The sequence below is a fragment of the Mesorhizobium sp. M2A.F.Ca.ET.039.01.1.1 genome (genome assembly GCF_003998035.1).
Lineage (GTDB): Bacteria > Pseudomonadota > Alphaproteobacteria > Rhizobiales > Rhizobiaceae > Mesorhizobium.
On record NZ_RZRY01001170.1, the window covers coordinates 1 to 1298 of the forward strand.

1 protein-coding gene and 2 pseudogenes are annotated in these 1298 nt (G+C 67.2%); all 3 read right to left on the reverse strand.

Annotation, left to right across the window (positions count from 1 at the left end; genetic code table 11):
* Nucleotides 1–63: 63 nt before the first annotated feature.
* Nucleotides 64–498, reverse strand: a pseudogene (locus EOA24_RS38270) (bifunctional diaminohydroxyphosphoribosylaminopyrimidine deaminase/5-amino-6-(5-phosphoribosylamino)uracil reductase RibD); the annotation flags it as partial.
* A 2-nt stretch (nt 499–500) separates the two neighbouring features.
* On the reverse strand, nt 501–980 hold the full coding sequence (gene nrdR / locus EOA24_RS38275) for a transcriptional regulator NrdR (protein WP_126082941.1): 480 nt from the start codon (nt 978–980) through the stop codon (nt 501–503).
* 112 nt (nt 981–1092) lie between these two features.
* Nucleotides 1093–1298: pseudogene (locus EOA24_RS38280) on the reverse strand (hypothetical protein); the annotation flags it as partial.

Here is a 1298-nt window from a genome sequence, read left to right on the forward strand (position 1 = left end):
TCACGGCCGCACGCCGCCTTGCGCCAACGCGCTGGTCAATGCCGGCATCGCGCGTGTCGTTGGCGCTGCCAGCACCTTCTCCACCACCTCGACACCGGCGGCGCGCAGGATGGCGTAGCCTTTGCCGGAGACGCGCGGATCGGGATCGCTGGCAGCGCCAACGACACGCGCGATGCCGGCATTGACCAGCGCGTTGGCGCAAGGCGGCGTGCGGCCGTGATGGGCGCAAGGCTCCAATGTCACATAAGCGGTGGCGCCTCGGGCCAGTTCACCGGCCTCGGCGAGCGCTTCTGTCTCGGCATGCGGGCGGCCGCCCACGGCGGTCACGCCGGTGCCGACGATCATCGGACCGGCGCCGTCGTCGCGCACGATGATGGTGCCGACGGAAGGATTGGTCGAGGTGCGGCCGGCATTGCGGCGCGACAGCCTGATGGCCGCGGCCATGAAACGGCGATCAAGGGCCGCCTGCGCGGCCTCGTCCAGTCGCGGTCCTGCCATGATCAGCCGGCGTCCTCTTCGGTCTTTTCCTCGTCGCCCTTCAACTCGCCCAGCAGCTCGTGAAAATCCCTGGCCTCGCGGAAATTGCGATAGACCGAGGCGAAGCGCACATAGGCGACGTCATCCAGCGACTTCAGCGCCTCCATGACCAGGCGGCCGACCTCGCCTGAAGCGATCTCGGTCTCGCCCGAGCTTTCGAGCTGGCGCACGATGCCGGTGACCGCGCGGTCGATGCGCTCGGGGTCGACATTGCGCTTGCGCACGGCGATCTCGACGGAGCGCAGCAGCTTGTCGCGGTCGAAAGGCACCTTGCGGCCGGACTTCTTGACGACGACGAGGTCGCGCAGCTGGACGCGCTCGAAGGTGGTGAAGCGGCCGCCGCAATCCGGGCACACCCGCCGCCTGCGGATCGCCGCGCCATCCTCGGCGGGACGCGAATCCTTCACCTGCGTATCTTCGGACTGGCAATAGGGGCAGCGCATGGAGAGCCTTGGGTTCGCGATTCTGTGGGCGACAGGCTTAGAGCCTTTTATGCCTCAGAGATAGCGATGCATAAGCAAGATTGCCAGCGGCTTACCCCGCCGGCCGACAGTGTCAGGGCGCGACATCCTTGGTCGAAAACCCGCAGGAGGTGCCGAGATTGCGATAGGCCTTGGTGAAGCCGTCCATCGGGATGCTGGTGACCTGCTGCTTGCCGAAGGTCACGTCGAGCGACGTCACCTTGCGCATGGCGCGCAGCAAAGCAAGGCTGGTCTTGGCCTGGTTGTCGACCATCCAGCTCGGACGGCCGCCCGCGGCCG